This is a genomic window from Micromonospora sp. NPDC050397 (genome assembly GCF_044901685.1).
Classification (GTDB): domain Bacteria; phylum Actinomycetota; class Actinomycetes; order Mycobacteriales; family Micromonosporaceae; genus Micromonospora_G.
The window spans coordinates 778,834-804,125 of record NZ_JBJDPS010000003.1; the positions used below are offsets into that span (position 1 = coordinate 778,834).

The following is a 25,292-nucleotide window of genomic DNA, read 5'->3' on the forward strand; positions in this document are numbered from 1 at the left end:
TTGTCACTGGGCGTGGTCACGGCTTGACACCCCCGCCGATGTGGTTCTGTGCGTTCATCCAGTTCTCGATCCGGAGCTGTTCCTCGCGGCCCTCGCGCACCGCCTGAGTCCACTCCGCCCGCCGAGCCTTGTCCGACCGGTACGATGAGGGCATCGATCCGTACGGCACCACCGGCACGTCACCGCGGGCCTGCCGGGCCTCGAGCATCTTGCGCCCGTTCGGGCCGAGCGGCTCGTGCATGATCTTTTCGCGGAGCTTGAGGATCGCGTCGATCAGCATCTCCGGCCGGGGCGGGCAGCCGGGCAGGTACATGTCGACCGGCACGATGTGGTCGACGCCCTGGACGATGGCGTAGTTGTTGAACATGCCGCCGCTGCTGGCGCAGACGCCCATCGAGAGCACCCACCGGGGCTCGGCCATCTGGTCGTAGATCTGGCGCAGCACCGGAGCCATCTTCTGACTCACCCGGCCGGCGACGATCATCAGGTCGGCCTGACGGGGCGAGGCCCGGAAGACCTCCATGCCCCATCGGCCCATGTCGTAGTGCGGGCCACCGGCGGCCATCATCTCGATGGCACAGCAGGCCAGGCCGAAGGTCGCGCCCCAGACGGACGACTTGCGGGACCAGTTGACCAGCTTCTCCACCGAGGTGAGCAGGACACCGGCCGGGAGCTTCTCCTCGATACCCATCTGACGTCCTCCCTCAGTCCCAGTCCAGGCCGCCGCGCCGCCAGACATAGGCGTACGCGACGAAGACCGCGACGATGAACAGCACCATCTCCACGAAACCGAAGATCGGCAGCAGATCGAACGAGACCGCCCACGGGTACAGGAAGATGATCTCGATGTCGAAGATGATGAAGAGCATGGCGGTCAGGTAGAACTTGATCGGGAACCGACCACCGCCCGGCGGTTGGGGGCTCGGCTCGATGCCGCACTCGTACGCCTCGAGCTTGGCCTTGTTGTAACGCAGCGGACCGGCGAACCGCGCGGCGCCGACGGAGAACAGCGCGAACGCCGCGGCGAGGGCGAGGAGCCCGATAATGGGTACGTAAGGCGAGAGCGACATCTCTTCTCCTGCTCGTCCTTCCCTGCCCTCGGTGGCTGACAAAATTCACACTATTCACGGTCGACCGGGCGCCTTCGCCCGGGGGCCGCTGCTCACACCGCTGGTGCCACCTTGGTCATCGCGTTGATCACCCGGTCCATCGCGTCCCCACCACGGGGGTCGGTCAGGTTGGCCAGCAGCTTCAGTACGAACCGCATCAGGGTCGGATGCGGCATGCCGTGCTTGGTGGCGATCCGCATGATCTGCGGATTGCCGATGAGCTTCACGAAGATCCCGCCGAGGCGGTAGTAACCGCCGTAGCGAGCCTTCAGCTCGGCCGGGTAGCCGGCCAGCGCCCGCTCCCGGTCGACTCCCTCGGCCCGGGCCAGCGCCTGCACGATCACCTCGGCGGCCAGCTCGCCGGACTCCATCGCGTACGCGATGCCCTCGCCGTTGAACGGGTTGACCATGCCCCCGGAGTCGCCGACCAGCAGCACGCCCCGGGTGTAGTGCGGCACCCGGTTGAAGCCCATCGGCAGCGCGGCGCCGAGGATCGGGCCCTCCGCGTTGGTCTCGTCGGTCATGCCCCACTCCGGCGGCGTGTTGGCCAGCCAGTCGGTGAGCATCCGCCGGTAGTTGGTCTTGCCGAACGCGGAGGAGGAGTTGAGCACGCCGAGGCCGACGTTGACCCGGCCGTCGCCCATGCCGAAGATCCAGCCGTAGCCGGGGAGCAGCTTGTCGCCGGAGTCGCGGCTGCGCAGTTCCAGCCACGACTCGAGGTAGTTGTCGTCGGTCTTGGCCGGGGACCGGTAGTAGCGGCGGACCGCCACGCCGATCGGCCGGTCCTCCCGCTTGGCCAGGCCGAGGGCGAGCGGGAGCCGGCCGGAGACGCCGTCACCGGCGACGATCAGGGGAGCCCGGAAGCTCGCCGGCTCCTTGCCCGGGCCGACCTCGGCCCTGACCCCGACCGCGCGCCCGGTGTCGTCGAGCACCGGTCCGACCACGTTGACCCCGGTGCGCAGCTCCGCGCCGGCACTCACCGCCTGCTTGGCGAGGAGGTCGTCGAAGTCGAGTCGGGTCCGGACCAGTCCGTAGTTGGGGAAGCTGGCCAGCTCCGGCCAGTCGAGCTCCAGCCGCATCCCGCCACCGATCACCCGCAGGCCCCGGTTGTGCAGCCAACCGGCCTCCGGCGAGGTGTCGACGCCGAGCTTGACGAGCTGCTTGACCGCGCGTGGCGTGAGGCCGTCGCCGCACACCTTCTCGCGCGGGAACTCGGTCTTCTCCAGCAGGAGGACACGCACTCCGTGGCGGGCCAGATGGTAGGCGGTGGTGGAGCCGCCGGGGCCGGCACCGACGACGATGACGTCCGCGTCGTGTTCGACCGTGGCCATCAGCGCCTCCTCCCGAGTGCTCGTGAAATGCTTCACAAGCTAATCCGGTGAGGAGTCTAAGACCGTCACGAGGTAGCCACCGGGTTAGGTGAACCTAAGTTACCGAGGTGGGCGCGGTGAGCGCGGCTCGGCGGCGCGTCGGTCGGATCAGCTCGATCCGGTGGGGCGCTCCTCCGACCCGGCGGCCTCCAGATCGGACAGTGCCACCGGAGGCTCATCCTGCCCGGTCAGGCGGTTGGCCGGTGGCCCGTCCGAGTCGGCCGCGTCGCCCAGCTCCGGATACTCGCCACCCCTCGGCAGGTCGACCGGGGCGTTGTCGTACCCGGCCGGCAGGTCGACCGGCGGCTCGGCGTACCCGGCCGGCGGCTCACCGGGACCGTCCGCCCGGGGCAGCCCGTCCGGCAACTGCTCGCGCAGCGCACCCCCGGCCGCCCGGTCGAGCGCGGAGAGCACCTCGGCGACCACCTGCCGTACGCCGGCCGGGTCGGCATCCGCGGCCAACTGCCGGATCTGCTCGATCAACTCGGCCGCGTCGGTGTCGGCCGGCGCGCCACGCTCCGCCGCCGCCGACCAGTCGTCGCCGTCCGGCTGCCGATATGCCCCCGCCATGCGGGCAGCCTACTGCCACAGAACGTACGAATAGGACAAATAGCGGAATCTTGCCGGCTCGGGCGTGGCTCGGTGGGGTTCGGCCGGAGTGACGATGAGTAGCGGGTTACTCGCGTACCGCCCGGTGCAGGGCCACGATGCCGCCGGTCAGGTTGCGCCAGCCGACCGAGCCCCAGCCCGAGGCGGCAATCCGCTCGGCCAGCCCGGCCTGGTCCGGCCAGGCCCGGATCGACTCGGCGAGATAGACGTACGCGTCCGGGTTGCTCGACACCGACCGGGCCACCACCGGCAGCGACCGCATCAGGTACGACAGGTAGACGGTACGGAAGACCGGGTTGGTCGGGGTGCTGAACTCGCAGACCACCAGCCGTCCGCCGGGCCGGGTCACCCGGGCCATCTCGCGCAGTGCCGCCCCGCTGTCGACCACGTTGCGCAACGCCAACGAGATGGTCACCGCGTCGAAGGAGGCGTCCGGGAACGGCAGCCGCAGCGCGTCACCGGCGAGCAGCGGCACCCGTGGCCGGCTGCGCCGCCCGGCCCGGAGCATCCCGATCGAGAGGTCCAGGCCGACCGCGTACGCACCGGAGTGGGCCAGTTCCTCGGTGGAGACGCCGGTGCCGGCGCCCACGTCGAGGACCCGTTCACCGGGGCGCAGTCCGAGCGCGGCCCGGGTCGCCCGGCGCCACCCCTTGTCCTGGCCGAAGGAGACGATCGTGTTCGTCAGGTCGTACCGGGACGCGACGCCGTCGAACATCGCCGCCACCTCGTGCGGCTGCTTGTCCAGGCTGGCGCGCTGTCCGTGTCGGTTACCGGTCACGCCGTACCACTCTGCCAGCCGCCGTGCCCCGGCCCGGAGCGGGGCCGACGACCCGACGGCCGCCCGGTGGTCAGACGGCCGGTACCACCGGCACCAGGCGGCGCTGGCGGGCCACCAGCACCAGGGCGCTCCCGGCGAGGAGCGCGCCGAGTCCGAGCCCGCCGAGCATCCCGGTCGGCGCACCGGTCGACGGCAGACCGGCCGCCGCCCCGGCCCGGGTCACGGTCGACACGGTGAACCGGTCGCTCCCGTCGACCCCGGCGGTGTCGGTCGCGTGCAGCCCGCTGACCCCGTCCGGCAGCGCCGACGTGGGCGGCAGTTGACCGGCGAGCAGCGGCTCGACCTCGACCCGGCCGCCGGCCAGCCGGGCCGGCGCGGGAGCCGACCCGGAGATCCGCACCGGGTGCCGGAACCGGAACGCCGAGTAACTCGTGTCGTCCGCGTGCCGGTCCGCCGCCACCGTGACCAGCGAGAGTTCGGGATAGGTACAGGTGGCGTTGCGCCGGCCTTCGTCGTACGCGCAGCCGGCGCTGTCGCCCGCGAACGTCACGTGCTCCGGCAGGCCGACGGTGACCACCATCCCGCTGACCGGCTCGGCGCCCCGGTTGCCGATCTCGAAACGTACGTCGCCGCTGCCACCGGGGAGCACCGGTGTGATCGTCCCGGTCCGGTCCGCCGGCCCGTCCCAGGCCCGGGCGTAGAGATCGGGGCCGGCGCCCTCGGCGAACCCGATCGCGGCGGTCACGGAGTCGTTCCCGGCCACCGGGTCGGTCCCGGCGTGCGACACCCGTACGGTCACCTCGCCGATCTGGCCGGTGCCGTGCGCGGAGCGGACGATCCTGCTGGTCAGCCGCAGAACCTCGCCGGGTGCGAGGTCGGGCAGACCGCACTCGCCGCCGACCGGCACGTCGAGCGACGGAGCCGTGGTCGACGTGGGATCGGGGCTGGTCGCCGACGCCGGACAGAAGTTGACGCTGCCGGGGTTGACCACCTCGCCGTCCACCCGGCCGGTGAAGCGGAGCCGCAGACCCCGGGCGGTGGTCGTGCCGTGGTTGCTGACGGTGGCGGTGGCGACCTGACTTCGGGACTGGTTGGTCAACGTGGTGCCGGCGAGGGAGACCGCGAGGTCGACGGCGGCGGACGGTACGGCGGAACGTATGGGTACGGCGAACACCGGCCCGGCGACGGCAAGCGCGGTCGTGAGGAGCAGAGCCGCGCAGGCTGGACCGACGAGGAAAAGGTGTGTTCGCATGACTGCGTACTGTAGTCACATATCGGACGCGACGCGCCTGACAGATAGCGTTTCACCTGGAGAAACAACAAATTCTGCGAGACACACCGCCGCCGTGCCGACGGTGTCGCACCCGATGGTCGGGAGATACACCGGGGCGGGGTGTCAGAACACCCCGCCCCGGCGCCTTGCGTTATGTGGACGGCCCCGCTGGGCCGATGGAGTACGACGTCGCCACGGCACGACCGTGGCGGTCGTACTGGGACGGGTGGTCGAAGAGTTTCCCGGATGACGGGAGCTAGGACGGACGTTAGCGATCATCGCGGATCCGCCGCTACCCCGGTGACACATCCGTTATGGCCTGCGGTCCCGCGTTTCAGGAATGTCCCGATTGATCGCCCCGACCGGTCGGACCGGCCGACCGACCGGAGTCGCCGGGCAACCGTCCGGCCACCGTCGCCGCCCGACCGTCGGTGCTACTTCGCCTCGACCAACGGCAGCGATTTGCCGACGCCCCCGCCGGGCAGCGCGATCGAGGAGAAGTGCGAGACCACGCGGTCGTCACGCGGGTCCTCGTCCGGCGTACGGTGCACGGCCAGGTGCCGGTAGAGAGTGTCCCGCTGGGCCGGGATGCGGCCCGCCGAACGGATCATCCAGATCAGGTCCTGGAGGTTCGACCGGTGCCTCGCCCCGGCCGAGGAGATGACGTTCTCCTCCAGCATGATCGAGCCCAGGTCGTCCACGCCCATGTGCAGCGCGAGCTGACCCGCCTCCTTGCCGGTGGTCAACCACGACGCCTGCAGGTGCGGCACGGTCTCGAAGAAGAGCCGGGCGACCGCGATCAGCCGCAGGTACTCCAGGGTGGTCGCCTGGGTACGACCCTTCAGGTGGTTGTTCTCCGGCTGGTACGTCCACGGGATGAACGACCGGAACCCGCCGGTACGGTCCTGCACGTCGCGGATCATCCGCATGTGCTCGATCCGCTCGGCGTTGGTCTCGCCGGTGCCCATCATCATCGTGGCGGTGGACTCGATCCCCTGGCCGTGGGCGAGCTCCATCACCTCCAGCCACCGCTGGCCGGACTCCTTCAACGGAGCGATCGCCTTGCGCGGCCGGTCCGGCAGCATCTCCGCACCGGCACCGGCGATCGAGTCGAGCCCGGCCACCTTGATCCGACGGATCGCCTCGTCGAGCGAGACACCGGAGACCTTGGCCATGTGCAGGATCTCACTCGGCCCGATCGAGTGGATCACCAACTGCGGGTACGCCGCCTTGACCGAGGAGAAGAGTTCCTCGTAGTACTCGACGCCGTAGTCGGGGTGGTGGCCGCCCTGCAACATCACCTGGGTCGCGCCCAGCTCGACCGCCTCGCCGCACCGACGCAGGATCTCCTCGGTCGGGTGGGTCCAGCCCTCGCCGTGCTTCGGCGCCCGGAAGAACGCGCAGAACTTGCACGCCGTGACGCAGACGTTGGTGTAGTTGATGTTGCGGTCGATCAGGTACGTGACGATGTTGTCCGGGTACCGGCGACGACGTACGGCGTCGGCGGCCTCGCCGAGGGCGTGGAACGGCGCCTCGGTGTAGAGCAGCAGCGCCTCCTCGGGCGTGATCCGCCCGCCGTCGGCCCCACGCTGCAGGATGTTGTCGATCTCGCGGCTCCCAGTCACGACTTCGAGGGTACGTGCCCGGCCGGGTCGGGCGCCCGGACGGTGCCCGACCCCACACCGCTCAGCCGTCGTAGTCGACCACCAGGGTGTCCGAGACCGGGCTGGACTGGCAGGTGAGCACGTAACCGGCGGCGACCTCGTCCGGTTCGAGCGCGTAGTTGCGGGCCATCGACACCTCGCCGGTCACCACCTTCGCCCGGCAGGTCGAGCAGACCCCGCCCTTGCACGCGTACGGCAGCTCGCCGCGGACCCTGAGCGCGGCGTCGAGCACCCGCTCGGTGCGGTCCATCCGGAACGACGACGACCGCCCGTCGAGCACGATGGTCACGTCGGTGCCGGCGGCCGAGGTCGCCGTCGACCGGACCGGTGGTGCCGGCGGCTCGTCGACGTGGAACAGCTCCGTGTGTACGGCCCCGGCCGGCACGCCCCGCCCGGCCAGCACCTCCCGGGCGTCGGTGACCAGACCGTACGGGCCGCAGAGGAACCACTCGTCGATCCGCTCGGCCGGCACCAGGCTGTCCAGCAGCCGGCCCAGCCGGTCGGCGTCGACCCGACCGGAGAGCAGCGCCGACTCGCCCGGCTCCCGGGACAGCACGTGGATCAGGTGCAGCCGGGTCGGGTAGCGGTCCTTCAGGTCGGCGAGTTCCTCGGTGAACATCACGCTGCGGGCGTTGCGGTTGCCGTACACCAGGGTGAAGGTGCTGGCCGGTTCGACGGCCAGGGCGGTCGCGACCAGCGCGAGCACGGGGGTGATGCCGGAGCCCGCCACCACCGCGCCGTAGTGCCGGGTCCGGTCCGGCCGCAACGCCGTGGTGAAGTGGCCCAGCGGGGGCAGCACCTCGACGGTGTCGCCGGGGCGCAGCAGGCGACCGGCAAAACCGGAGAAGGCGCCGCCGGGGATCTCCCGGATGCCGACCCGGAGCCGGCCGTGCCCGGCCAGCTCCGTCGGGGTCGAGCAGATCGAGTACGACCGCCGCACCTCCGCGCCGGTCGCCGCGTCCACCCGGCGGACGGTGAGGTGCTGGCCGGGCCGGAACGCGAAGGCGTCCCGCAGCCCGGTCGGGACCGCGAAGGTGACCGCCACCGCGTCGTCGGTGAGCCGGTCCACGGCGGAGACCGGCAACGGGTGGAAGACCGGCCGGCGGCGTACCGGTCGGGTGATCGTCACGCTGCTCATAACGCCTTCATCTGGTCGAACGGTTCACGGCAGGCACGACAGCGCCAGAGCGCCTTGCAGGCGGTCGAGCCGAACCGGCTGACCTGTTCGGTGTCGACCGAGTCACAACGCGGACAGCGGACGGTCAACCGGAGCGGCACCGGACCGCTCCGGGGCGCCGCCGGTCCGGGCGGGGCGATGCCGGCGGCGGCCAGTTTGGCGCGGCCGGACGGCGACACCCAGTCGGTGCTCCAGGCCGGGGCGTAGACGGTCTCGACCTCGGCGTCGGGGTGGCCGGCGGCGGCCAGCGCGGCGCGGATGTCCTGCCGGATCACGTCCATCGCCGGGCAGCCGGTGTAGGTGGGGGTGATCGTGACGACCACCCGACCGGTCTCCGGGTCCTGGCGCACCTCCCGCAGGATGCCCAGCTCCTCGATGGTGACCACGCGGATCTCCGGGTCGACCACGGCCGCCACCGCCGCCCGCGCGCTCACCGTCGACCGCGCCATCGGCTCACCAACGCGCGCCGGGGTGGGCACGGTGCAGCACCTGCATCTCGGCGAGCAGGTACGACAGGTGCTCGGTGTGCACCCCGGCCCGGCCTCCGGTCGGCGCCCAGCCGTCGGCGGGGCGTACCAGGGTGGCCTCGGTCAGCACCGCGTCCACGGTGGACAGGAAGGCGGGGCGGAGCGTGGCCGGGTCGACCGGCGCCGCCGGGTCCGCCGCGAAGAGCTCGTGCGTGTACGGCCACACCTGGTCGACCGCCGCCTGCATCCGGGCGTGCGACTCGTCGGTGCCGTCGCCCAGCCGCACCGTCCAGAGCGAGCCGTGGTCGAGGTGGTACGCCGACTCCTTGCGGGCCTTCGCCCCGATCGCGGCCAGCCGCTCGTCCCCGCACCCGGTCAGCGCGGTGTAGAGCGGAAGCTGGTACGCGGCGAGGAAGAGCAGCTTCGCCATGGTCACCGCGAAGTCACCGTTGGGCAGCTCCACCAGCAGGCAGTTGCGGAACTGCCGGTCGTCCCGCAGGTACGCCAGGGCGTCCTCGTCCCTCCCCGCGCCCTCACACTCCCCCGCGTACGACAGCAGCAGCCGGGCCGCGCCGAGCTGGTCGAGCGCGATGTTGGCCAGCGCGATGTCCTCTTCCATCTCCGGCGCGGCGGCGGCCCACTCGCCGAGCCGCTGGGCGGCGACCAGGGCGTCGTCGCCGAGTTGGAGCAGGTGGTCGACGGAGACGGTCACAGGTGGGCCACCCCTTCAGGGACCTCGTAGAAGGTCGGGTGGCGGTAGATCTTGTCGGCGGCCGGCTCGAAGAAGGCGTCCTTCTCGTCCGGACTGGAGGCGGTGATCGCGCCCGCCGGCACCACCCAGATGGAGACGCCCTCCTGCCGCCGGGTGTAGAGGTCCCGGGCGTTGCGCAGGGCCAACGTGGCGTCGGGCGCGTGCAGGCTGCCGACGTGCGTGTGCGACAGACCTCGGCGGGCCCGGACGAACACCTCCCAGAGCGGCGATGTGCCCTTCGATGACTGGCTCTGTTCGCTCACTGGGCTCTGTTCGCTCACTGGGCCGGCTCCAGGGTGCGGGTGGTGTGCTTGGCGGCGTACGCGGTGGCGGCCTCACGTACCCAGGCGCCGTCGGTGTGGGCCCGGCGGCGGTGCTCGATCCGCTGCCGGTTGCACGGCCCGTCGCCCTTGATCACTCGCATCAGCTCCGTGTAGTCCGGCTGGGTGTAGTCGTGCGCCCCGCGCTCCTCGTTCCAGCGCAGATCGGGGTCGGGCAGCCGGAGTCCGAGGTGTTCGGCCTGCTGTACGCACATGTCGACGAAGCGCTGCCGGAGGTCGTCGTTGGAGAAGCGCTTGATCTTCCAGGCCATCGACTGGGCGGAGTGGGTCGAGTCGGTGTCCGGCGGGCCGAACATCGCCAACGACGGGTACCACCAGCGGTCGACCGCGTCCTGGGCCATCGCCTTCTGACCCGGGGTGCCGTGGGCGAGCGTGTGCAGGATCTCGTACCCCTGCCGCTGGTGGAAGGACTCCTCCTTGCAGACCCGGATCATCGCGCGGGCGTAGGGACCGTACGAGCAGCGACAGAGCGGCACCTGGTTGACGATCGCCGCACCGTCGACCAACCAGCCGACCGCCCCGACGTCGGCCCAGGTGAGGGTGGGGTAGTTGAAGATCGAGCTGTACTTCTGGCGGCCTTCCAACAGCATGTCGACCAGCTCGTCCCGGCTCACCCCGAGCGTCTCGGCGGCGGCGTAGAGGTAGAGCCCGTGCCCCGCCTCGTCCTGGACCTTGGCCAGCAGGATCGCCTTGCGCTTGAGCGAGGGGGCACGACTGATCCAGTTGCCCTCCGGCTGCATCCCGATGATCTCGGAGTGGGCATGCTGGGCGATCTGCCGAATCAGGGTCTTCCGGTATGAATCGGGCATCCAGTCGCGAGGCTCGATCTTCTGGTCCGCCTCGATCACCGCGGTGAAGTAGTCGCCCAGATCACTTTCGCTCGCCTCGGAGAGGTCGACACGGCGCTCGGGGCGAGCCCGCGCCGCAGCCGCGCGCAGTGCCTCCTCGGCCGCCTCAACCTGGCCGATCAAGCCGTCGCCCGGCTCGCCGGACGCGTCGGGAAAGTCATTGCCGTACACCCGTCCAGTGTTACAGCTCCCCTTGAAGGAAGCCAGAGGGTGTCACAAGAAAACCTTTCGGACACGCCGGGTCACCAAGAACTTACATACCGGAGCATTTTGCTCCAAGTTGGACAAATGATCCCAGGAACGGCAACGTTCGGCGCCGAAAAGTATTGCCACATAAGCGGTTAAACCGGTTTGCTTCACAGGAACCTCATCCGCTTCTCATCGGATGCATCGAACCTGGTCACGTACGCTTTTTCCCGGCCGGTCCCCCCGGGTCCCGACTCCTTGGAGCCCCCCGCCCATGCGCCCTCGCCTGATCATGGTGCTCGCCCTCGCCGCCATCGTGGCCGGCGGCGTCCTGCTGGTGCCGGGCGCGTACGCCCACCTCGGCGCCGATCCGGTCACCCGGTCCGGTCCAGCGGCCCAGGTCGATCCGGCGGCACAGGTCGGGGCAGCGCAGGTCGGGGCAGCGCAGGTCGGAGCGGCCGGGACCGGGCGAGTCGCGGCGGCCAGGCTCGCCGCCCCGCCGCCACCGACGCTGGCCGCCGCACCGGTGCGGCTGAAGGTCAACAGCGCCTTCTTCTCCTGGGCGTTGCTCGACCGGAGGACGGGCCGGATCTCGGGCACGCCGAACCGGACCGCCACCAACACCACCGAGTCGATGATCAAGGTCTGGCTCGTCTCGGACTACCTCCGTCGCCTCGGCGACAAGCCGCCCCCGCGGGCACGGCTACGGGACGCGTCGCTCGCGATCGTGGACAGCGACGACAACGCGGCGGAGAAGCTGTTCCGGCTCGGCGGCGGCAGGCCGGTGATCGACCGCATGATCAAAATCTGCGGGCTGACCGGGACCAGGCCGAGCGGCCCGTCCGGCGCCACGTCCGCGTGGTGGAGCTACACCAGGATCTCCGCCGAGGACGCGGTCCGGATGGGCGAGTGCGTCAAGAACGGCAGGGCCGCCGGCCCGAAGTGGACCAGGTGGGTGCTGGACGAGATGACCAGGGTACGAGGCAGCACCGCCGCGAAGGACCAACGTACGACCAGCGGCGGCGGCCGGTGGGGAATCGTCGACGGACTGCCGGCGTACCTCAAGGCGACGACGCCGGTCGCGATCAAGAACGGCTGGACGATGATCAACGCGGACGGTCAGTGGCACCTCAACTGCCTGGCGGTCGCCGACAACTGGGTGCTCGCGGTGCTGCTGCGCTACCCACGCAAGCAGGGCCTCGACTACGGCGCCGAGATCTGCTCCCGGGTGGCCACCCAACTGGTCACCCCGCAGCCCGGTGCCGCGATCAAGGTGCCGCTGCCGGTGGGCCACCGAGCGGTCCCCCGGGCCGGTAGGGACGGTGCGTCGTGACGACCGGAGACCAGTGGCGAAGATGGCTGGATCGGGGCTGGCCGAGCCCCACCCCGTTCCGGGTCTCGGCGGTCGTCGGCGTACTCCTGGTCCTGGTCCTGACCACCCTCTGGCTGGTGCCGGGGTCGCAACTGGTCGACCGCACCGCGATGGAGTGGGGCGAACCCCGGGAGCAGGTACGCTCCACCCGGTCGAGCAGCCCGACGGCCAGCGCGCCGGCCCAACCGACCCCGAGCGCCACCCCGAGCACCACCCCGAGCCCGGAGCTGCCGCCGCTGGCCGTACGCGAGGCCGACGTGGTCGTCCAGGCCGAGGGCTGGTGGGCCTGGGCGGTGCTGGACACCCGTACCGGGGAGAGCTACGGCTCGCCGAACATGATGGAAACCAGCCCGACCGCGTCCCTGATCAAGTCCTGGATCGGGGCGGACTTCCTCCGCCGCAGCGCCGAGGCCGGCAGAAAGCCGACCGCCGCGCAGCTCGAACAGGTGCGGATCATGATCCGCGACAGCGACAACGACGCCGCCACCTCGCTCTACGGCACCGTCGGCGGGGCCGCGTCGATCAAGCGACTGATCAGCATCTGCAAGCTCACCGACAGCCGGGCGGGCACCGGCTGGAGCCGTACCTTGCTCTCGCCCCGGGACGTCACCCGGCTCGCCGCCTGCATCGCCGACGGACGGGCCGCCGGCCCCACCTGGACGAAGTGGCTGCTCGGCGAGATGCGCGCGGTACGCGGCTCCGGCGACTTCGGCATCCGCAAGGCGTGGCCCGCCGCCGAGCAGAAGACGATCGCGATCAAGAACGGCTGGGTGGAGCGTTCGCAGGAGCAGGAGACCCACGTCAACTGCCTGGCCATCGGGGACGGCTGGACGATGGGCGTGATGGCCAGATACCCGATCAACCTCGGGTACGACTACGGCGCCAAGATCTGCCAGCAGATCGCCCAACAACTCCGCGCGGACTGACCCGCCCCACCGGACGGCGCCGGGCGGGCCGGGAAGAGGGCGCAGTCAGCCGGTGAAGAAGGCCGGACCGTGCTCGGGCAGCAGTGGGGTGGCGCCGATCGCGGCGGCCCGGCGGGCGAACTCCCGCAGCCCGCTCACCTGGCGCTCGCCGAGGGAGAAGTCGAGCACCCGGAAGTAGGACGCCAGGGTGGCGGCGTCGAACGGCTCCCAGCGGGCCGCCGCCTCGGCCACCTCGTCCAGCTCGGCCAGGCAGAGGTCACGGGAGCGCAGGAACGCCTCGTGCACCTCCTTGACCAGGCCGGGGTGGGCGGCGGCGAAGTCGCGGCGGACCGCCCAGACGGCGAACACCATCGGCAGCCCGATCCACTCCCGCCACGCCTGGCCGAGGTCGGTGACGGAGAGCCCACGCCCCGGCGCCTCGTAGAGCGCGCGGAGCGCGACGTCGCCGATCAGCACCGCGGCGTCGGCTTCGAGCAGCATCTGGGACAGGTCGGGTGGGCAGGTGAAGTAGTCGGGGCGTACCCCGTACCGGTCGGCGAGCAGCATCTGGGCGAGCAGGACGCCGGTACGGGAGGTGGAGCCGAGTGCCACCCGTACCCCGTCGAGGTCGGCCAGTGGGCGGGTGGAGACCACGTTCACCGAGAGCACCGGTCCGTCGCTGCCGACCGCGAGGTCCGGCAGGAGGAGCAGCTCGTCGGCGTGCCGGAGGTATTCGACCAGCGTGATCGGTCCGATGTCGAGGTCACCGGCGACCAGGGCGGCACTCAGCCGCTCCGGCGTGTCCTTCTGGAGGTCCACGTCGAGCAGGGCGCCGGACCGCATCAGCCCCCAGTAGATCGGCAAACAGTTGAGGAACTGGATGTGCCCGACCCGTGGCCGTTGAAGATCACCCATGGTCTCCACCGTATCCGCCGCCCCGGATCTCCGCTCCACCAGCCGGCGGATAAGTGGCCCAGCCCGCATCGACGGCGGCGGTCGGGGCGGCTGCGCCGGACCGCTCCCGCCGGGTGACCCGGAGCACCGGTACGGCGAGCGCGACGACCACCACCAGCCCGGCCAGCCCGAGGCCGGCGATCAACGGCCGGATCGGCACCTGGTCGGCGAGCAGGCCACCGGCGAGGTAACCGGCCATGCTCGCGCCCTGGATGGCGCCACCGAAGGTGGCGAAGGCGTGCCCGAGGACCCCGTCCGGCACCCGGTTGCCCAGCACCACCCCGGCGAAGACGTTCTCGCCGCCGTTGAACGCCCCGCCGAGCACCCAGAGCGGGATCAGCCAGCCGACCGTGCCGACCACGGACGCCACCGGCAGCACCAGGCACATGCCGCCGAGCAGCACCAGGATCCCGCCGACCAGGGCGGCGTCGTCCCGGGCGCGGCGGGCCAGCCGGGCACAGAACCACGCGCCGGCCAGCAGCCCCGCCATCCAGGCCGCCTCGACCACCCCGTACACGGTTTCGGAGGCGGCGAGCGTCTCGCGTACGAAGAAGACCGCGACCACGTTGATCGCACCGATCGCCCCGACCACGGCGGCGACCGAGACGATCATCGCCCGCAGCAGCGGGTCGCGCCAGATCGACCAGGCGACCGGCGCGGCGGTCGGCCCCGCCGCGCCGGCGGCGGCGGTCGGGACACCCGCGCGCCCACCCCGACGGGTACGGATCACCAGCCCGGCCAGCACCAGCGCGCCGTAGCTGGCGGCGTCCAGGAGCAGTGGCACCCGGGTGCCGAACTCCCCAACCAGCAGGCCGGCCAGGGCCGGTCCGACCAGCGCGCCGACGGTGCCGGCGGTCTGGCTGATCGCGCCGGCCCGGGGCAGGTCCTCCCGCCGGACCATGGCCGGGATCAGCGCCGAGAGCGTCGGCTGGGTCACCGCCAGGCCGCAGGAGAGGAGCGCGACCAGGGCGATCACCACGATCGGCTGGTGGACCAGGGCGAGTGCGACACAGACGGCGGCCTGGCCGATCCCGGCGAGGATCAGCAGCGTACGACTGTCGACCCGGTCGGCGAGGCGTCCGGCGACCGGCGCGAGCACGACCAGCGGCAGCGTGGAGGCGAGCAGGAGCGCGGCGACGGCGAGCCCGCCCGCGCCGGCCGACTGTAGGGCGAGCACCAGCGTGGTGGCGGCGAGGAAGTCGCCGCAGACCGAGACGCCCTTGGCCGTCGCCGCCGCGTACACGTCCCGCCAGGCGCTCGGGGCGATGTCGGGGGCATACGTCGGAGCAGACGTGAAAGACATACTTCGAAAATAATCCTTCACATCTACCCACGCAAGGGCGGGTGAACCCGCGCCGGGGTTCACTCCATCGGCAGGGTCCAGTAGTTCACCCGGACCGGACGCGCACCGGCCGGCGGATCGGCCTGCCGGTGCCGCCGCCGGTACGGCTCCAGCAGGTCGAGCACGGCCGAGTTGAGCCGGGTCAGCTCCTCGGCGGTCAACAGCAGCACACTGCCGTTGACCAGGGCGGCGTCGTACCACTCGGCCGGCTCGTCGTAGGAGCGCCGGATCCAGGCCCGGGCCCGGTCGACGTCCCGGTCCAGGTAGGTGTCGACCAGATCCCGTGCGGCGTCGCGCGCGTCCGGCGTGGCGTCCCGGCCGGCGTCGACCTGGAACGAGGGCTGCACCGCCCGCCACAGCCGCTCCCGGGCGTCCCCCCGGGTCGGCGCCTGCTCGACCAGACCGGTCTTGGCCAGTTCCCGCAGGTGGTAGCTGGTCGCACTCGGCGACAGTCCGACCACCTCGGCGACCCCGGTCGCGGTGACCGCCTCCCCGGTCGACCCGAGATGTTCCATGATCGACAGCCGGGCCGGGTGGGCCAGCGCCCGCATCACCTTCGGGTCGCTGACCGTCGGCCACCGCCGCCCGGGACTCTCATCGCTCATGAGGCCATGATTCCGCCCCCGCCGTGGCCAGCGCTAATCCGTTCGCCCCGGGTCGGGTCGCGGCGTACGATCGATCCTCCGCGCGCGCGACCGCGCGCCTTCGCCACCGGGCACTGCCGGCACCGCATCGACGGAGCGCCGGGCGGCCCAGGTCAGCCGAACCACAACAACGCACCGGAAGGTACGTCGGATGACCCTGCCCGCCCACCAAATCGTCGGACTCGACGACCAACTCGGCGCCGAACGCGCCCACCTCGACGCCTCCCGTGCCGCCCTGCACCGGATGCGGCAGCGCGCCGAGGCACTCTTCAGCACCGGCGAGAACGTCGCCGGTGACTCGTACACGGCCGAGATGCTCGGCCGGACCCTCTCCCGACGGGTGGCCGAACTCGCCGACGACCCGACCACCCCGCTCTTCTTCGGCCGGCTCCACTTCCCCGAGGTCGACTACCACATCGGCCGACGGCACGTCACCGACGACCTGGGCGAGCCGATGGTGCTGGACTGGCGGGCCCCGGTCTCCCGGTCGTTCTACCGGGCCAGCGTCCGCGATCCGCAGGGCGTCGCCACCCGGCGCCGGTTCGGCTTCAACTCCGGGGTGCTGACCAGCTTCGAGGACGAGCACCTGGACCGGGGCGAGGAACTCGGCACGGCCTCCCGGATCCTCACCGCCGAGATCGAACGGCCCCGCGTCGGACCGATGCGCGACATCGTCGCCACCATCCAGCCCGAGCAGGACGAACTGGTCCGGGCCGAGTTGGAGACCTCGATCTGCGTACAGGGGGCGCCCGGCACCGGCAAGACGGCGGTCGGGCTGCACCGGGCCGCGTACCTGCTCTACCTGCACCGGGAACGACTGCGCCGCTCCGGGGTGCTGATCGTCGGGCCGAACCGGGCCTTCCTGTCCTACATCGCCGCCGTACTGCCCGCGCTGGGGGAGGTCGAGGTGGCCCAGGCGACGGTCGAGGACCTGGTCACCGCCGCGTTCCACCGACCGGAGGGCGGTGACCGGCCACGGGCGGTCTTGATCCGAGGCACTGACACGCCGGCCGCCGCCGCGCTGAAGCACGACGTACGGATGGCCGAGGTGCTGCGCCGGGCGGTGGACGCGCACATCCGCAGGCCGGCGGAGCCGATCACGGTCTCCGACGGCTCGTTCCGTTGGCGGATCGGGGCGGAGGTGCTGCGCCGGGTGGTGGACGAGGCCCGCCGCGAACGCCTGCCGTACGGCCTCGGTCGGGAGCGGGTCCGGGCCCGGGTGGTCAGCCTGCTGCAACGCCAGGCCGAGGCACGCCGGGGCGAGTCGCCGAACGACGCCTGGCTGCGCCGGATGGGCAAGTCCCAGCCGGTGACCGCGTTCCTGGACGCGTCCTGGCCGGCGCTGAGCCCGGAGGGGCTGCTGCACCACCTGTTCAGCGACGCCGAGGCGCTCGCCGACGCCGCCGCAGACCTGCTCGACACCACCGAGCGGGAGCTCCTGATCTGGTCGAAGCCACCCCGTACGGCCAAGGCGGCGAAGTGGAGCGCCGCCGACGCGGTCCTGATCGACGAGGCGGCCGGGCTGATCGAGCGGGTGACCAGCTTCGGACACGTGGTCGTCGACGAGGCGCAGGACCTCTCCCCGATGCAGTGCCGGGCCATCGCCCGGCGCAGCGTGCACGGCTCGATCACCCTCCTCGGCGACCTCGCCCAGGGCACCGCGCCGTGGGCCGCGACGGACTGGCGGCAGTCGCTGGCCCACCTCGGCAAGCCGGACGCCGCCGTGGTGCCGCTGACCATCGGCTTCCGGGTGCCCGCCGCCGTGGTCGCCTTCGCCAACCGGCTGCTCCCCGCGCTCGCCGTCGACGTGCCGCCGGCCGAGTCGCTGCGTCGCGACGGCGCGCTCGACCTGCGTACGGTGGACGACCTGGTGGCCGCGACGGTGACCGAGGTGCGGGCGGCGTTGGGTTACCAGGGCTCGGTCGCGGTGATCGCGGCCGACGCCGAGGTCGACCGGCTGGCCGGCGCGCTCGCCGAGGCCGGGATCGCCAGCTCGACCGCCGACGAGGTCGAGGCCGCCGAGCGGGTCACCGTGGTCCCGGCAAGTCTGGTCAAGGGCTTGGAGTACGACCACGTGATCGTGGTCGAGCCAGCCAGGATCGTGGCGGCCGAACCCCGTGGGCTGCACCGGCTCTACGTGGTGCTGACCCGGGCCGTCTCCCGGCTCGCCGTGCTGCACCACGACCCGCTCCCGGCCCCACTCGGCGACCGGTAATTCGGTGGCGCCGTCGTAGGTTCCGTTGTTGCCTGGCAATCGCAAGATCGTCAGGCGGGCGCTCCCGCCCCTGGACCCACCGGGAAACCACATGATCGTCGTCTCCGCCGCGTCCGGCGCCCTCGGCCGGCTCGTGCTCGCACAACTGCTGACCCGGGTGCCGGCCGACCAGGTCGTCGCCGCCGTACGCGATCCCGCCCGCGCGGCCGACCTGGCCGCGACCGGGATCGGGGTACGGCACGCCGACTACGACGACCCGGCGAGCCTGCGCTCGGCGTTCCGGGACGCGGACCGGCTGTTGTTGATCTCCTCCCCCGAGTTGGCACCGGACCGGCGGACCGGGCAACACCTCGCGGCGATCGAGGCCGCCGTCGCGGGTGGCGTACGCGCCGTCGGGTACACCAGCTTCCTCGGCGCGGACCGCGACGGCACCGGGATGAACGCCGCCCACCACCGGACCGAGCGGGCGATCGAGGCGAGCGGGCTGCCGTACACCCTGCTGCGGCACCCGTTCTACAGCGAGGCGTTTGTCAACCCCGGTCTCCGGGCGGCGCTCGACTCGGGCGAGCTGACCAGCGGTACGGGCGGACGGGGGCTCAACACCGCGCTGCGCGCCGATCTCGCCGAGGCCGCCGCCAACGTGCTCACCGACGACAGCCACCTGGGGCGGGGCTACGACCTGACCGGTCCGTTGTGGACGTACCCGCAGCTCGCCGAGGCGTTGAGCGAGGTCGGCGGTAGGCCGGTCGGCTACCGCGAGGAGACCGGCGAGGTGCCGGGACCGATCGGCTTCCTGATGGGCCTGGCCCGGTCCGGCGCGCTCGAACGGCAGACCGACGACCTGCACCGGGTGCTCGGCCGTCCGCCGACCCCGCTGATCGAGGCGGTGTCGAGGGCGCTCACCGCATGGTGAGCACGGGGCTGCGACCACTGACCACGAACGTCGAAAGGGCGAGCAGGCCGTGGCCGGTACGGGCCAGCCGCTGCCGGTGTGCCAGCCACTCGTCCGCCTCCGCCGCCGAAACCGTGCCCGAACGCCGGGCCGCCGCCACGACCGGCACCAGCGCGTCCGCGTACGCCGGCCCGACGAGCACCGCCGTCACCACCTCGACCGAGACGTCGGTGAACCCGGCGTCGAGCAACGCCGACCGGGACCGTCGTCCGGCGAACGGGGCGGGGGTGACCGTTGTGGCCGCCCGCCAGATCCGTTCCGCGACGGGCGAGGAGTCGTCGTCGGTGGCCATCGCCCAGTCCTGGGTGAGCAGGACCATGGGTGCCCCCGGCGCGAGCACCCGCCGGGCCTCGGCCAGCACCGCCACCGGGTCGGTGACCAGGTGGAACAGCCGCTCGGCCCGGTACCCGGCCGCCGATCCGGTGGCGAACGGCAGTTCCTCGGCCGTTCCGGCCCTGACCTCGATGCCCGGACGGAGCCGCACCGCCTCGGCCCGGCTGGTCGGGTCGGGGTCGACGCCGATCACCTCGGCGCCACGGTCGGAGAGTTCCCGGAGGGCGAGGCCGGTACCGCAGCCGACGTCGACCACCGGCCCGGCCGGACGGGGAGCCAGCAGGTGGTACGAACGTTCGCGCATTGCCCGGTGGACGGGGAGGGCGTCCAGCGCCTCCCAGGGGCGGGGTCTGGTCATGCCGGTAAGCCTGTGGCTTCATGTCGACATGAGGTCAAGTCAGCCGGCGGGCACGATGTCGATCGGGGAACTCGCCACCCGTACCGGGGTGGCGGCACACGTACTGCGGCACTGGGAGACGGCCGGGCTGGTGGCACCGGCTCGGGTCAACGGCGTCCGCCGCTACACGGAGGGTGACCTGGTGCGGATTGGCATGATCCGGCGGGCGAAGGCGGCTCAGCTCAGTCTCGCGCAGATCGCCGCGCTGATCGTCCCGACCGGAACCGGTGACTCGGAGCAACGGCGTGCGCCGCTGCGGGCACACCTGGCCGATCTCGACCGCCGCGCCGAGGAACTGCGGATCGCACGGGAGATGGTGGCCCACGCGATCGACTGCGACCAGGCCGACCTGAGCCGGTGCCCGGCGGCGCGGGAGATCGCCAGCCGTGCCGCACCGGCCCCGTGAGTGCCGGCCCGGGGGGGGCGGGATCAGCCGGCCCGCCCCAGGTAACGCAGACTTTTCCTCAGGTAGGTGCGCGGGTTGGTGTCCAGGTGCCGGTCCCAGTCGGGGTCCGGTTCACCGCGCAGTACGGCGTAGCGGGCCAGGGCGTAGCCAAACATCGGCTCGGTCAGGTAACCCGTACGACGGGACTGCCAGCCACCGTTGTCGGCGGAGAACTCGAACGCGGCGTTCGCACCGAACACGCCGAATCCGAAGTAGACGGTCAACAGGTCGGTGAGCGGCTCGGAGTCGCGCCGCTCGGGGGCGATCCGGCCGTCGCCGAGCAGCAGCACGTGGCCCAGTTCGTGGGCGACCGTCGCCACCAGCGAGGTCGGGTTGCCCGCCTCGGCCCTGTTGATCGAGATGACGGCCCGGTCTCCGCGCGGCTGGTAGTGGCCGGCGGCGCCACCCCACGACCCGGCGAACGCCGGCAGGCTCGCCATCAGCCCGGCGTTCAGGTCGTCGTCGAAGAACTCGACCTCCAGCCGGGCCGGGTGGACACCGAACCGTACGGCTAGCGACCCGACGACCCGGCGTACGTCGGCCTCGGTGCCGGTGTATTCGCCGGGGAAGAACTCCGGCGTGGGGAGCGCCACCGGGCGCCGGACGATCTCCTCGCCGAACTCACCGGCGAACCAACGCATCGAGTCCTCGATCCACCGCTGCTCGGTCGGGGAGACCGGGCACTTGGCCGCGAACCACCTCACGAGACCACCGCCACGGGCGGCGACGCCGCCTCACACAATGGCGACGCCACCTGACACAACGGCGACGCCACCTCACGCGACGGCGACGCCAGCTTCCGGGACAGTCCAGCACCGACCGATCGCATCGACCACCTCCGATCACCGCCCAACTGCGGCAAGTGTGCACCGGCGCCGCAAGCACGACGGAACGAGGAGCGGTGGCAACCGGCGGATGAGGACGCTCTCACCCACGGCTCAGACCATCCTCATCGTGGGCCGGCAGGCTGCGGTTTGACCGACAGAGGCAGCCGCGTGCGACCGGATCCCGTACGGGACCGACAGGCGCGGCCGTTAGGTGAGCGAGGTCGTCGTGACCGTTTCCCTGTCCGTACCACTTCTGGTCGCGCTGGTCGTGGCGGCGACCGCCGCGACCAGCGCCGACCGGCCGCTACGCCGACGCTTCCGCCGGCCCCGGCTGATCCAGGTCGTCGCGGTCAGCGCGGCGCTGGTGCTGGTTCCCGCGAACGTGGCCTGTCTCCTGAGCCACCGGCCGGGCGCCGGTCCGGCGGACGAGGTCGCCATCGGCGTGCACGTGGCCAGTCTGGTCGTGCTCACCGGGCTGGCCGGCCTCTGCGCCACCCTCCGGGTCAGCACGCCGCCGGCCCGGCTTCCCCGCCGGGTGCTCGCCATCGGCGCGCATCCGGACGACCTCGAACTCGCCTGCGGCGGCACGCTGTTGCGGCTGGTCGACTCCGGGCACGAGGTGCACGTCCTGGTGATGAGCCACGGTGGGCGCGGGGGCGACGGTGCCGTCCGCGCCGACGAGGCCCGGTCCGCCGGGCGTTTCCTCGGCGCCACCGGAATCGAGGTGCTCGACCTGCCGGACACCCGGCTGGCCGGGCACGAGAACGAGATGGCCGACGCGATCGAGCGGACGCTGCGGCGCCACCAGCCGGACCTGATCTTCACCCACTCCGGCAACGACCAGCACCAGGACCACCGCGCGGTGCACCTGGCCACGCTGCGGGCGGCCCGCCAGCATCCGGCGGTGCTCTGTTACGAGAGCCCGTCGGTCACCGCCGAGTTCCGGCCCAGCGTCTTCGTCGACATCACCGACCAACTCGACGCGAAGGTCTGCGCCGTCGCCACCCACCACGACCAGCGGGCCAAGCCGTACGTCGGCGAGCGGCAGGTACGCGGACTGGCCGCGTTCCGGGGCGGTCAGGCCCGGGTGCCGCTCGCCGAGGGCTTCGAACCGGTCCGGATGACCGTGCCGCTGGTGGAGGAGAACTGATGCCCCGCCTACTGGTGACCGGTGCCGCCGGTCCCGCCGGCCGCGCCCTGCTCGCCGCGCTGGTCAACCGGGGGGTGACCGCTGTCGGCGTCGACATGGCACCGGGCGGCTGCGGGCCGGACGGCATCGAATCGGTCCCGGCCGCCACGGACGAGTCGTTCCTGCCCGAGTTGCTGGCGGTCGCCGCCCGGCACCGCGTCGACCTGATCGTGCCGACGGTCACCGAGGAACTGCCGGTGCTGGCACCGCTCGCCGCCCGGGCCAACCGGCCGTGGGTGCTGGTCGGTACGGCCGAGGCGGTGGCGATCGCCGACGACAAGTGGCGTACGGCGCAGGTGTTGGCGGGCGCGGGAGTGGCCGTACCGCGTTCGGTCCTGCCGGGGGTGCTCACCGCGCCCGCGCTGCGCGGGTATCTCGGCACCCCGTACCTGAGCAAGCCTCGGCACGGCCGGGGCGGGCGCGGCGTACGCGTGCACGACGGCACCGAAGGGCCGCCGCCGGGATCGGACGACGTGCTCCAGGAGTTCGTTCCCGGTACGGAGTACGCCGTCGACCTCTTCACCGACCCGCACGGCCGGGTGGAGGCGTTGGTGGTGCTCCGCAAGACGACGCTCGCCCGGGGCCGGGTCGGCAACGGGTTGCGGGTGACCCGTGACCACTGCCCGGACGTGGCCGACCTGGCCCGGTCGGCGGTACGCGCGATCGGCCTGACCGGTCCGGCGGACCTCGACATCCGACGCCGCCGGGACGGCAGCCCGGTGGTGCTGGAGGTCAACGCCCGCTTCGGCGCGCACAGCGGCGAGGCACCGGAGGTGTTGGACGCGCTGCTCGACGCGAGGCCCGGGGCGGGGCCCGGCGCCGGCCGGGTGTCGCCGTACCGGGCCGGGGTGGCCCGGTGACCGGGGCGCTCTCCGGGGCGGTCGTGCTGCTCACCGTGCCACTGCTGCTGATCGGCCTGCTGGAGCTGGCCTACTACCCGCTCGCCCTGCTCGCCGAGGTACGCCGACGCCGGCAGCCGGTCTTCGACAGTCCACTCCCACTGGTGTCGGTGATCGTGCCGGCCTACAACGAGGAGCGGGTGCTGGCGAGCTGCGTCGAGTCGATCATCGCCACCCGGTATCCACGCAAGGAGATCATCCTGGTCGACGACGGTTCGACCGACCGTACGCTCGCGGTGATGCGCCAGTTCGCGTACCACCCGGACGTGGTGGTGCTGACCCAGCCCAACGGGGGCAAGGCCGCCGCGCTGAACACGGGAATCCGGCTGGCCCGGGGCGAGATCTGCTGCTTCGTCGACGCGGACGGCGTCTTCACCTCGGACACCATCGGCCAACTGCTGCGCGGTTTCGACAGTCCGTCGGTCGGTGGTGTCTGCGGCAACGACGAACCGGTGAACCTGGACCGGCACCAGACCCGGCTGCTGGCCCTGCTGACCCACGCCACCGCGCTGGTCCGGCGCGGGCTGGCGCTGCTCGGCTGCCTGACCATCGTCTCCGGCAACTGCGGGGCGTTCCGGCGCCGGGTGGTGGAGGAGGTCGGCGGCTTCGAGACCGGGACCCTCGGCGAGGACCTGGAGCTGACCTGGCGGGTACGCGCGGCCGGGTACCGGATCAACTTCCAGCCGAGGGCGCTGGTCTACGCGGAGGTTCCGTCGACGGTGGGCGGCCTGTGGCGGCAGCGGATCCGCTGGACCCGTGGACTGGTCCAGACCGCGCGGCGCCACCGTGACCTGGTCGGCAGCCGTCGACACGGCCGGCTCGGTCCGTACCTGGTCTACAACCTGGTCACCATGCTCGCCGTGCCGCCGATCCAGTTGCTCACCCTCGCCCTGGTGCTGCTGCTGGCCGTCACCGGACGGATGCCGACCTCGCCGACCGTACCGGCGCTGCTGCTCTGGATCGGGCTCGGTGCGGCGGCGGCACACACCCTGGTCGCGATCGCGTTCGACCGGGCCTGGCGGGACCTGCGCCTGCTCTACGTGCTCCCCGCCGCCGCGCTCTTCTCGGTGTTCAGCAGCGTGGTGACTGTCCGGGCACTCTGGCTGGAGGCGCGGGGTGCCCCGATGCGCTGGAACAAGCTGGACCGGACCGGCGTACGCAGCCGTACCACCGTGGGTTGACACCCCGGGTACGGCACCGGCCCGGCGGGACACCCGTAGGGGCGCTCCGCCGGGCCGTACCGATCGGCTCGATCAGTTGTGGTGCCCGTGGCCGGGCCGGCACGGAACCGCCCGGTCCAGCGCGGCGAGGTAACCGGCACGGTAACCGGCCTCGTTGGGGTGGAACGGGCCGCTCTGGGCCAGGTTGTTGAGCCACGGCTCGGCGCCGCAGATGCCGTGTCCGGCGAAGGCGGTCCGGACGTCGACGAAGGTCGCCCGGGCGCGGGTGGCCCGCGACGCGATCACCTCGTCGAGGGTGTCGACGGCGGCGTTGAGCGCGGTACGCCTGGTCAGGCTCAGCGGTGCCTGCGCGCAGTCGGCGGTGAGCTCGAAGAAGCGCGGGTAACCGAGCACCACCAGCTTGGCCTGCGGCGCCCGGGCCCGGATGGCCGCGTACGTCCGGTCGAGCCGGGGCGGCAGCTCGGTACGGGAGAACTGCTGGCTGGCCTTGACGACCGCGTCGCAGTCCGCGTCGGTGCCACCGACACAGGCGCTGATCCCGTTGCTGAATCCGGTGTCGTTCCCGCCGATGGTGATGGTGACCAGACGGGTGGCCCGGCCGAGTCCGGTGAGCTGCTTTTCCAGGACGTCGGTGGTGAGCGCACCACTACAGGCCGCGAAATCGAAGGAACTGATGTTGTTGGCGGCGGCGTACAACGGCGCGTACGCCTTTTCGCTCCGTACGCAACCGGTCGGGTCGGAATACGGCGGGGCGCCGACCCCGGAGGAATAGGAATCGCCGAGGGCCACATCGGCGTACCCACGGGAGGCAGCCTGAGCTGGACTTACCGCGAGGGTGACGGCCGCGGTCGCGAGCAGCGACAGTCCCAGGCCGAGCCATACCCGAACACTCCGAACCATCTATGAACCTCCAAAATGTCGTGGTCTGCCAGGGCCACGATGAGGTGATCATCGAGTCTTCCGGGTGTCGACAATAAAGCTGGATCGGGCGGGTTGTCCGATTAGCGTGGCATCGATCACGAATTTCCGGAGGCGCTGAACGTACTCGCGGGTTCGTACGTGTG

At 71.8% G+C, this 25,292-nt stretch carries 26 protein-coding genes; 8 read left to right on the forward strand and 18 right to left on the reverse strand.

The window, feature by feature from the left end:
• Positions 1 to 16 precede the first annotated feature (16 nt).
• From ACI2K4_RS14465 to paaA, 12 genes are all read right to left on the reverse strand, one after another.
• Entirely contained in the window at positions 17 to 691 is a 675-nt protein-coding gene (locus tag ACI2K4_RS14465; protein ID WP_404511295.1) for a NuoB/complex I 20 kDa subunit family protein, read from the reverse strand.
• Positions 692 to 704: 13 nt separating this feature from the next.
• Complete coding sequence (locus ACI2K4_RS14470; protein ID WP_404511297.1) at positions 705 to 1,070, reverse strand: NADH-quinone oxidoreductase subunit A; 366 nt, start codon at positions 1,068 to 1,070, stop codon at positions 705 to 707.
• A gap of 92 nt (positions 1,071 to 1,162) precedes the next feature.
• On the reverse strand, positions 1,163 to 2,440 hold the full coding sequence (locus ACI2K4_RS14475; RefSeq protein WP_404511299.1) for a geranylgeranyl reductase family protein: 1,278 nt from the start codon (positions 2,438 to 2,440) through the stop codon (positions 1,163 to 1,165).
• Positions 2,441 to 2,587: 147 nt separating this feature from the next.
• A complete protein-coding gene (locus ACI2K4_RS14480; RefSeq protein ID WP_404511301.1) occupies positions 2,588 to 3,049 on the reverse strand; it encodes a hypothetical protein in 462 nt (153 codons plus the stop codon).
• Positions 3,050 to 3,155: 106 nt separating this feature from the next.
• A complete protein-coding gene (locus ACI2K4_RS14485; RefSeq protein WP_404511303.1) occupies positions 3,156 to 3,866 on the reverse strand; it encodes a demethylmenaquinone methyltransferase in 711 nt (236 codons plus the stop codon).
• A gap of 70 nt (positions 3,867 to 3,936) precedes the next feature.
• On the reverse strand, positions 3,937 to 5,118 hold the full coding sequence (locus ACI2K4_RS14490) for a hypothetical protein (RefSeq protein WP_404511305.1): 1,182 nt from the start codon (positions 5,116 to 5,118) through the stop codon (positions 3,937 to 3,939).
• 455 nt (positions 5,119 to 5,573) lie between these two features.
• On the reverse strand, positions 5,574 to 6,764 hold the full coding sequence (gene mqnC, locus ACI2K4_RS14495; RefSeq protein ID WP_404511307.1) for a cyclic dehypoxanthinyl futalosine synthase: 1,191 nt from the start codon (positions 6,762 to 6,764) through the stop codon (positions 5,574 to 5,576).
• Positions 6,765 to 6,825: 61 nt separating this feature from the next.
• The gene (gene paaE / locus ACI2K4_RS14500; RefSeq protein ID WP_404511309.1) at positions 6,826 to 7,941 is read right to left on the reverse strand and encodes a 1,2-phenylacetyl-CoA epoxidase subunit PaaE; all 1,116 of its coding nucleotides are present in this window, start codon (positions 7,939 to 7,941) and stop codon (positions 6,826 to 6,828) included.
• Positions 7,938 to 8,429, reverse strand: a complete 492-nt coding sequence (paaD, locus tag ACI2K4_RS14505) for a 1,2-phenylacetyl-CoA epoxidase subunit PaaD (protein WP_404511311.1) — start codon at positions 8,427 to 8,429, stop codon at positions 7,938 to 7,940. Before paaD ends, paaE begins: the two co-directional genes overlap by 4 nt.
• A 4-nt stretch (positions 8,430 to 8,433) precedes the next feature.
• On the reverse strand, positions 8,434 to 9,159 hold the full coding sequence (paaC, locus tag ACI2K4_RS14510; RefSeq protein WP_404511313.1) for a 1,2-phenylacetyl-CoA epoxidase subunit PaaC: 726 nt from the start codon (positions 9,157 to 9,159) through the stop codon (positions 8,434 to 8,436).
• On the reverse strand, positions 9,156 to 9,461 hold the full coding sequence (gene paaB / locus ACI2K4_RS14515) for a 1,2-phenylacetyl-CoA epoxidase subunit PaaB (protein ID WP_404511315.1): 306 nt from the start codon (positions 9,459 to 9,461) through the stop codon (positions 9,156 to 9,158). Before paaB ends, paaC begins: the two co-directional genes overlap by 4 nt.
• A gap of 14 nt (positions 9,462 to 9,475) precedes the next feature.
• Entirely contained in the window at positions 9,476 to 10,558 is a 1,083-nt protein-coding gene (paaA, locus tag ACI2K4_RS14520) for a 1,2-phenylacetyl-CoA epoxidase subunit PaaA (RefSeq protein WP_404511317.1), read from the reverse strand.
• Between the two features lie 289 nt (positions 10,559 to 10,847).
• Here paaA and ACI2K4_RS14525 point away from each other — a divergent pair, with 289 nt between their 5' ends.
• The gene (locus ACI2K4_RS14525) at positions 10,848 to 11,906 is read left to right on the forward strand and encodes a serine hydrolase (RefSeq protein WP_404511319.1); all 1,059 of its coding nucleotides are present in this window, start codon (positions 10,848 to 10,850) and stop codon (positions 11,904 to 11,906) included.
• A gap of 26 nt (positions 11,907 to 11,932) precedes the next feature.
• Positions 11,933 to 12,871 carry a serine hydrolase gene (locus ACI2K4_RS14530; RefSeq protein ID WP_404511835.1) on the forward strand — a complete coding sequence of 313 codons (939 nt, stop codon included), beginning with the start codon at positions 11,933 to 11,935 and terminating at the stop codon, positions 12,869 to 12,871.
• A gap of 45 nt (positions 12,872 to 12,916) precedes the next feature.
• Here ACI2K4_RS14530 and ACI2K4_RS14535 read toward each other — a convergent pair whose 3' ends face one another.
• From ACI2K4_RS14535 to ACI2K4_RS14545, 3 genes are read right to left on the reverse strand one after another with little or no spacing between them, the layout of a single operon-like run.
• The gene (locus ACI2K4_RS14535; protein ID WP_404511321.1) at positions 12,917 to 13,765 is read right to left on the reverse strand and encodes a menaquinone biosynthetic enzyme MqnA/MqnD family protein; all 849 of its coding nucleotides are present in this window, start codon (positions 13,763 to 13,765) and stop codon (positions 12,917 to 12,919) included.
• Entirely contained in the window at positions 13,758 to 15,107 is a 1,350-nt protein-coding gene (locus ACI2K4_RS14540) for an MFS transporter (protein ID WP_404511323.1), read from the reverse strand. Before ACI2K4_RS14540 ends, ACI2K4_RS14535 begins: the two co-directional genes overlap by 8 nt.
• A gap of 59 nt (positions 15,108 to 15,166) precedes the next feature.
• Positions 15,167 to 15,751 (reverse strand): ArsR/SmtB family transcription factor, encoded by a 585-nt coding sequence (locus tag ACI2K4_RS14545; protein WP_404511325.1) that lies wholly within the window; start codon positions 15,749 to 15,751, stop codon positions 15,167 to 15,169.
• A gap of 190 nt (positions 15,752 to 15,941) precedes the next feature.
• Between ACI2K4_RS14545 and ACI2K4_RS14550 the strand changes: the two genes are divergently transcribed.
• Positions 15,942 to 18,005, forward strand: a complete 2,064-nt coding sequence (locus tag ACI2K4_RS14550) for a HelD family protein (protein WP_404511327.1) — start codon at positions 15,942 to 15,944, stop codon at positions 18,003 to 18,005.
• Positions 18,006 to 18,096: 91 nt separating this feature from the next.
• On the forward strand, positions 18,097 to 18,918 hold the full coding sequence (locus ACI2K4_RS14555; protein WP_404511329.1) for an NAD(P)H-binding protein: 822 nt from the start codon (positions 18,097 to 18,099) through the stop codon (positions 18,916 to 18,918).
• Here the strand turns inward: ACI2K4_RS14555 and ACI2K4_RS14560 are convergent.
• Complete coding sequence (locus ACI2K4_RS14560) at positions 18,905 to 19,648, reverse strand: methyltransferase domain-containing protein (protein WP_404511331.1); 744 nt, start codon at positions 19,646 to 19,648, stop codon at positions 18,905 to 18,907. The genes ACI2K4_RS14555 and ACI2K4_RS14560 overlap by 14 nt on opposite strands.
• 28 nt (positions 19,649 to 19,676) lie before the next feature.
• Here ACI2K4_RS14560 and ACI2K4_RS14565 point away from each other — a divergent pair, with 28 nt between their 5' ends.
• Positions 19,677 to 20,093, forward strand: coding sequence for a MerR family transcriptional regulator (locus ACI2K4_RS14565; protein ID WP_404511333.1), 417 nt, complete (start codon positions 19,677 to 19,679; stop codon positions 20,091 to 20,093).
• A 23-nt stretch (positions 20,094 to 20,116) separates the two neighbouring features.
• Here ACI2K4_RS14565 and ACI2K4_RS14570 read toward each other — a convergent pair whose 3' ends face one another.
• The gene (locus tag ACI2K4_RS14570; protein ID WP_404511335.1) at positions 20,117 to 20,836 is read right to left on the reverse strand and encodes a hypothetical protein; all 720 of its coding nucleotides are present in this window, start codon (positions 20,834 to 20,836) and stop codon (positions 20,117 to 20,119) included.
• Between the two features lie 349 nt (positions 20,837 to 21,185).
• On the opposite strand from ACI2K4_RS14570, the gene ACI2K4_RS14575 reads away from it, so the two are divergent.
• The 3 genes from ACI2K4_RS14575 to ACI2K4_RS14585 are packed head-to-tail and all read left to right on the forward strand — an operon-like array spanning position 21,186 to position 24,228.
• Positions 21,186 to 22,109: a PIG-L deacetylase family protein gene (locus ACI2K4_RS14575; RefSeq protein ID WP_404511337.1), complete on the forward strand. Its 924-nt coding sequence runs from the start codon at positions 21,186 to 21,188 to the stop codon at positions 22,107 to 22,109.
• Positions 22,109 to 23,008 (forward strand): ATP-grasp domain-containing protein, encoded by a 900-nt coding sequence (locus tag ACI2K4_RS14580; protein ID WP_404511339.1) that lies wholly within the window; start codon positions 22,109 to 22,111, stop codon positions 23,006 to 23,008. The genes ACI2K4_RS14575 and ACI2K4_RS14580 overlap by 1 nt, the downstream gene beginning before the upstream one ends.
• The gene (locus tag ACI2K4_RS14585) at positions 23,005 to 24,228 is read left to right on the forward strand and encodes a glycosyltransferase (protein WP_404511341.1); all 1,224 of its coding nucleotides are present in this window, start codon (positions 23,005 to 23,007) and stop codon (positions 24,226 to 24,228) included. Before ACI2K4_RS14580 ends, ACI2K4_RS14585 begins: the two co-directional genes overlap by 4 nt.
• A 72-nt stretch (positions 24,229 to 24,300) precedes the next feature.
• Here ACI2K4_RS14585 and ACI2K4_RS14590 read toward each other — a convergent pair whose 3' ends face one another.
• Positions 24,301 to 25,128 carry an SGNH/GDSL hydrolase family protein gene (locus ACI2K4_RS14590; protein ID WP_404511343.1) on the reverse strand — a complete coding sequence of 276 codons (828 nt, stop codon included), beginning with the start codon at positions 25,126 to 25,128 and terminating at the stop codon, positions 24,301 to 24,303.
• Positions 25,129 to 25,292 lie beyond the last annotated feature (164 nt).

What these genes read in the sequence shown, in the direction of transcription:
- ACI2K4_RS14465 (WP_404511295.1), bottom strand. Translation starts at nt 691, where the DNA reads ATGGGTATCGAGGAGAAGCTCCCGGCCGGTGTCCTGCTCACCTCGGTG.
- ACI2K4_RS14470 (WP_404511297.1), bottom strand. Translation starts at nt 1,070, where the DNA reads ATGTCGCTCTCGCCTTACGTACCCATTATCGGGCTCCTCGCCCTCGCC.
- ACI2K4_RS14475 (WP_404511299.1), bottom strand. Translation starts at nt 2,440, where the DNA reads ATGGCCACGGTCGAACACGACGCGGACGTCATCGTCGTCGGTGCCGGC.
- ACI2K4_RS14480 (WP_404511301.1), bottom strand. Translation starts at nt 3,049, where the DNA reads ATGGCGGGGGCATATCGGCAGCCGGACGGCGACGACTGGTCGGCGGCG.
- ACI2K4_RS14490 (WP_404511305.1), bottom strand. Translation starts at nt 5,118, where the DNA reads ATGCGAACACACCTTTTCCTCGTCGGTCCAGCCTGCGCGGCTCTGCTC.
- paaE (WP_404511309.1), bottom strand. Translation starts at nt 7,941, where the DNA reads ATGAGCAGCGTGACGATCACCCGACCGGTACGCCGCCGGCCGGTCTTC.
- paaD (WP_404511311.1), bottom strand. Translation starts at nt 8,429, where the DNA reads ATGGCGCGGTCGACGGTGAGCGCGCGGGCGGCGGTGGCGGCCGTGGTC.
- ACI2K4_RS14525 (WP_404511319.1), top strand. Translation starts at nt 10,848, where the DNA reads ATGCGCCCTCGCCTGATCATGGTGCTCGCCCTCGCCGCCATCGTGGCC.
- ACI2K4_RS14535 (WP_404511321.1), bottom strand. Translation starts at nt 13,765, where the DNA reads ATGGGTGATCTTCAACGGCCACGGGTCGGGCACATCCAGTTCCTCAAC.
- ACI2K4_RS14540 (WP_404511323.1), bottom strand. Translation starts at nt 15,107, where the DNA reads ATGTCTTTCACGTCTGCTCCGACGTATGCCCCCGACATCGCCCCGAGC.
- ACI2K4_RS14545 (WP_404511325.1), bottom strand. Translation starts at nt 15,751, where the DNA reads ATGAGCGATGAGAGTCCCGGGCGGCGGTGGCCGACGGTCAGCGACCCG.
- ACI2K4_RS14550 (WP_404511327.1), top strand. Translation starts at nt 15,942, where the DNA reads ATGACCCTGCCCGCCCACCAAATCGTCGGACTCGACGACCAACTCGGC.
- ACI2K4_RS14555 (WP_404511329.1), top strand. Translation starts at nt 18,097, where the DNA reads ATGATCGTCGTCTCCGCCGCGTCCGGCGCCCTCGGCCGGCTCGTGCTC.
- ACI2K4_RS14560 (WP_404511331.1), bottom strand. Translation starts at nt 19,648, where the DNA reads ATGACCAGACCCCGCCCCTGGGAGGCGCTGGACGCCCTCCCCGTCCAC.
- ACI2K4_RS14565 (WP_404511333.1), top strand. Translation starts at nt 19,677, where the DNA reads ATGAGGTCAAGTCAGCCGGCGGGCACGATGTCGATCGGGGAACTCGCC.
- ACI2K4_RS14580 (WP_404511339.1), top strand. Translation starts at nt 22,109, where the DNA reads ATGCCCCGCCTACTGGTGACCGGTGCCGCCGGTCCCGCCGGCCGCGCC.
- ACI2K4_RS14590 (WP_404511343.1), bottom strand. Translation starts at nt 25,128, where the DNA reads ATGGTTCGGAGTGTTCGGGTATGGCTCGGCCTGGGACTGTCGCTGCTC.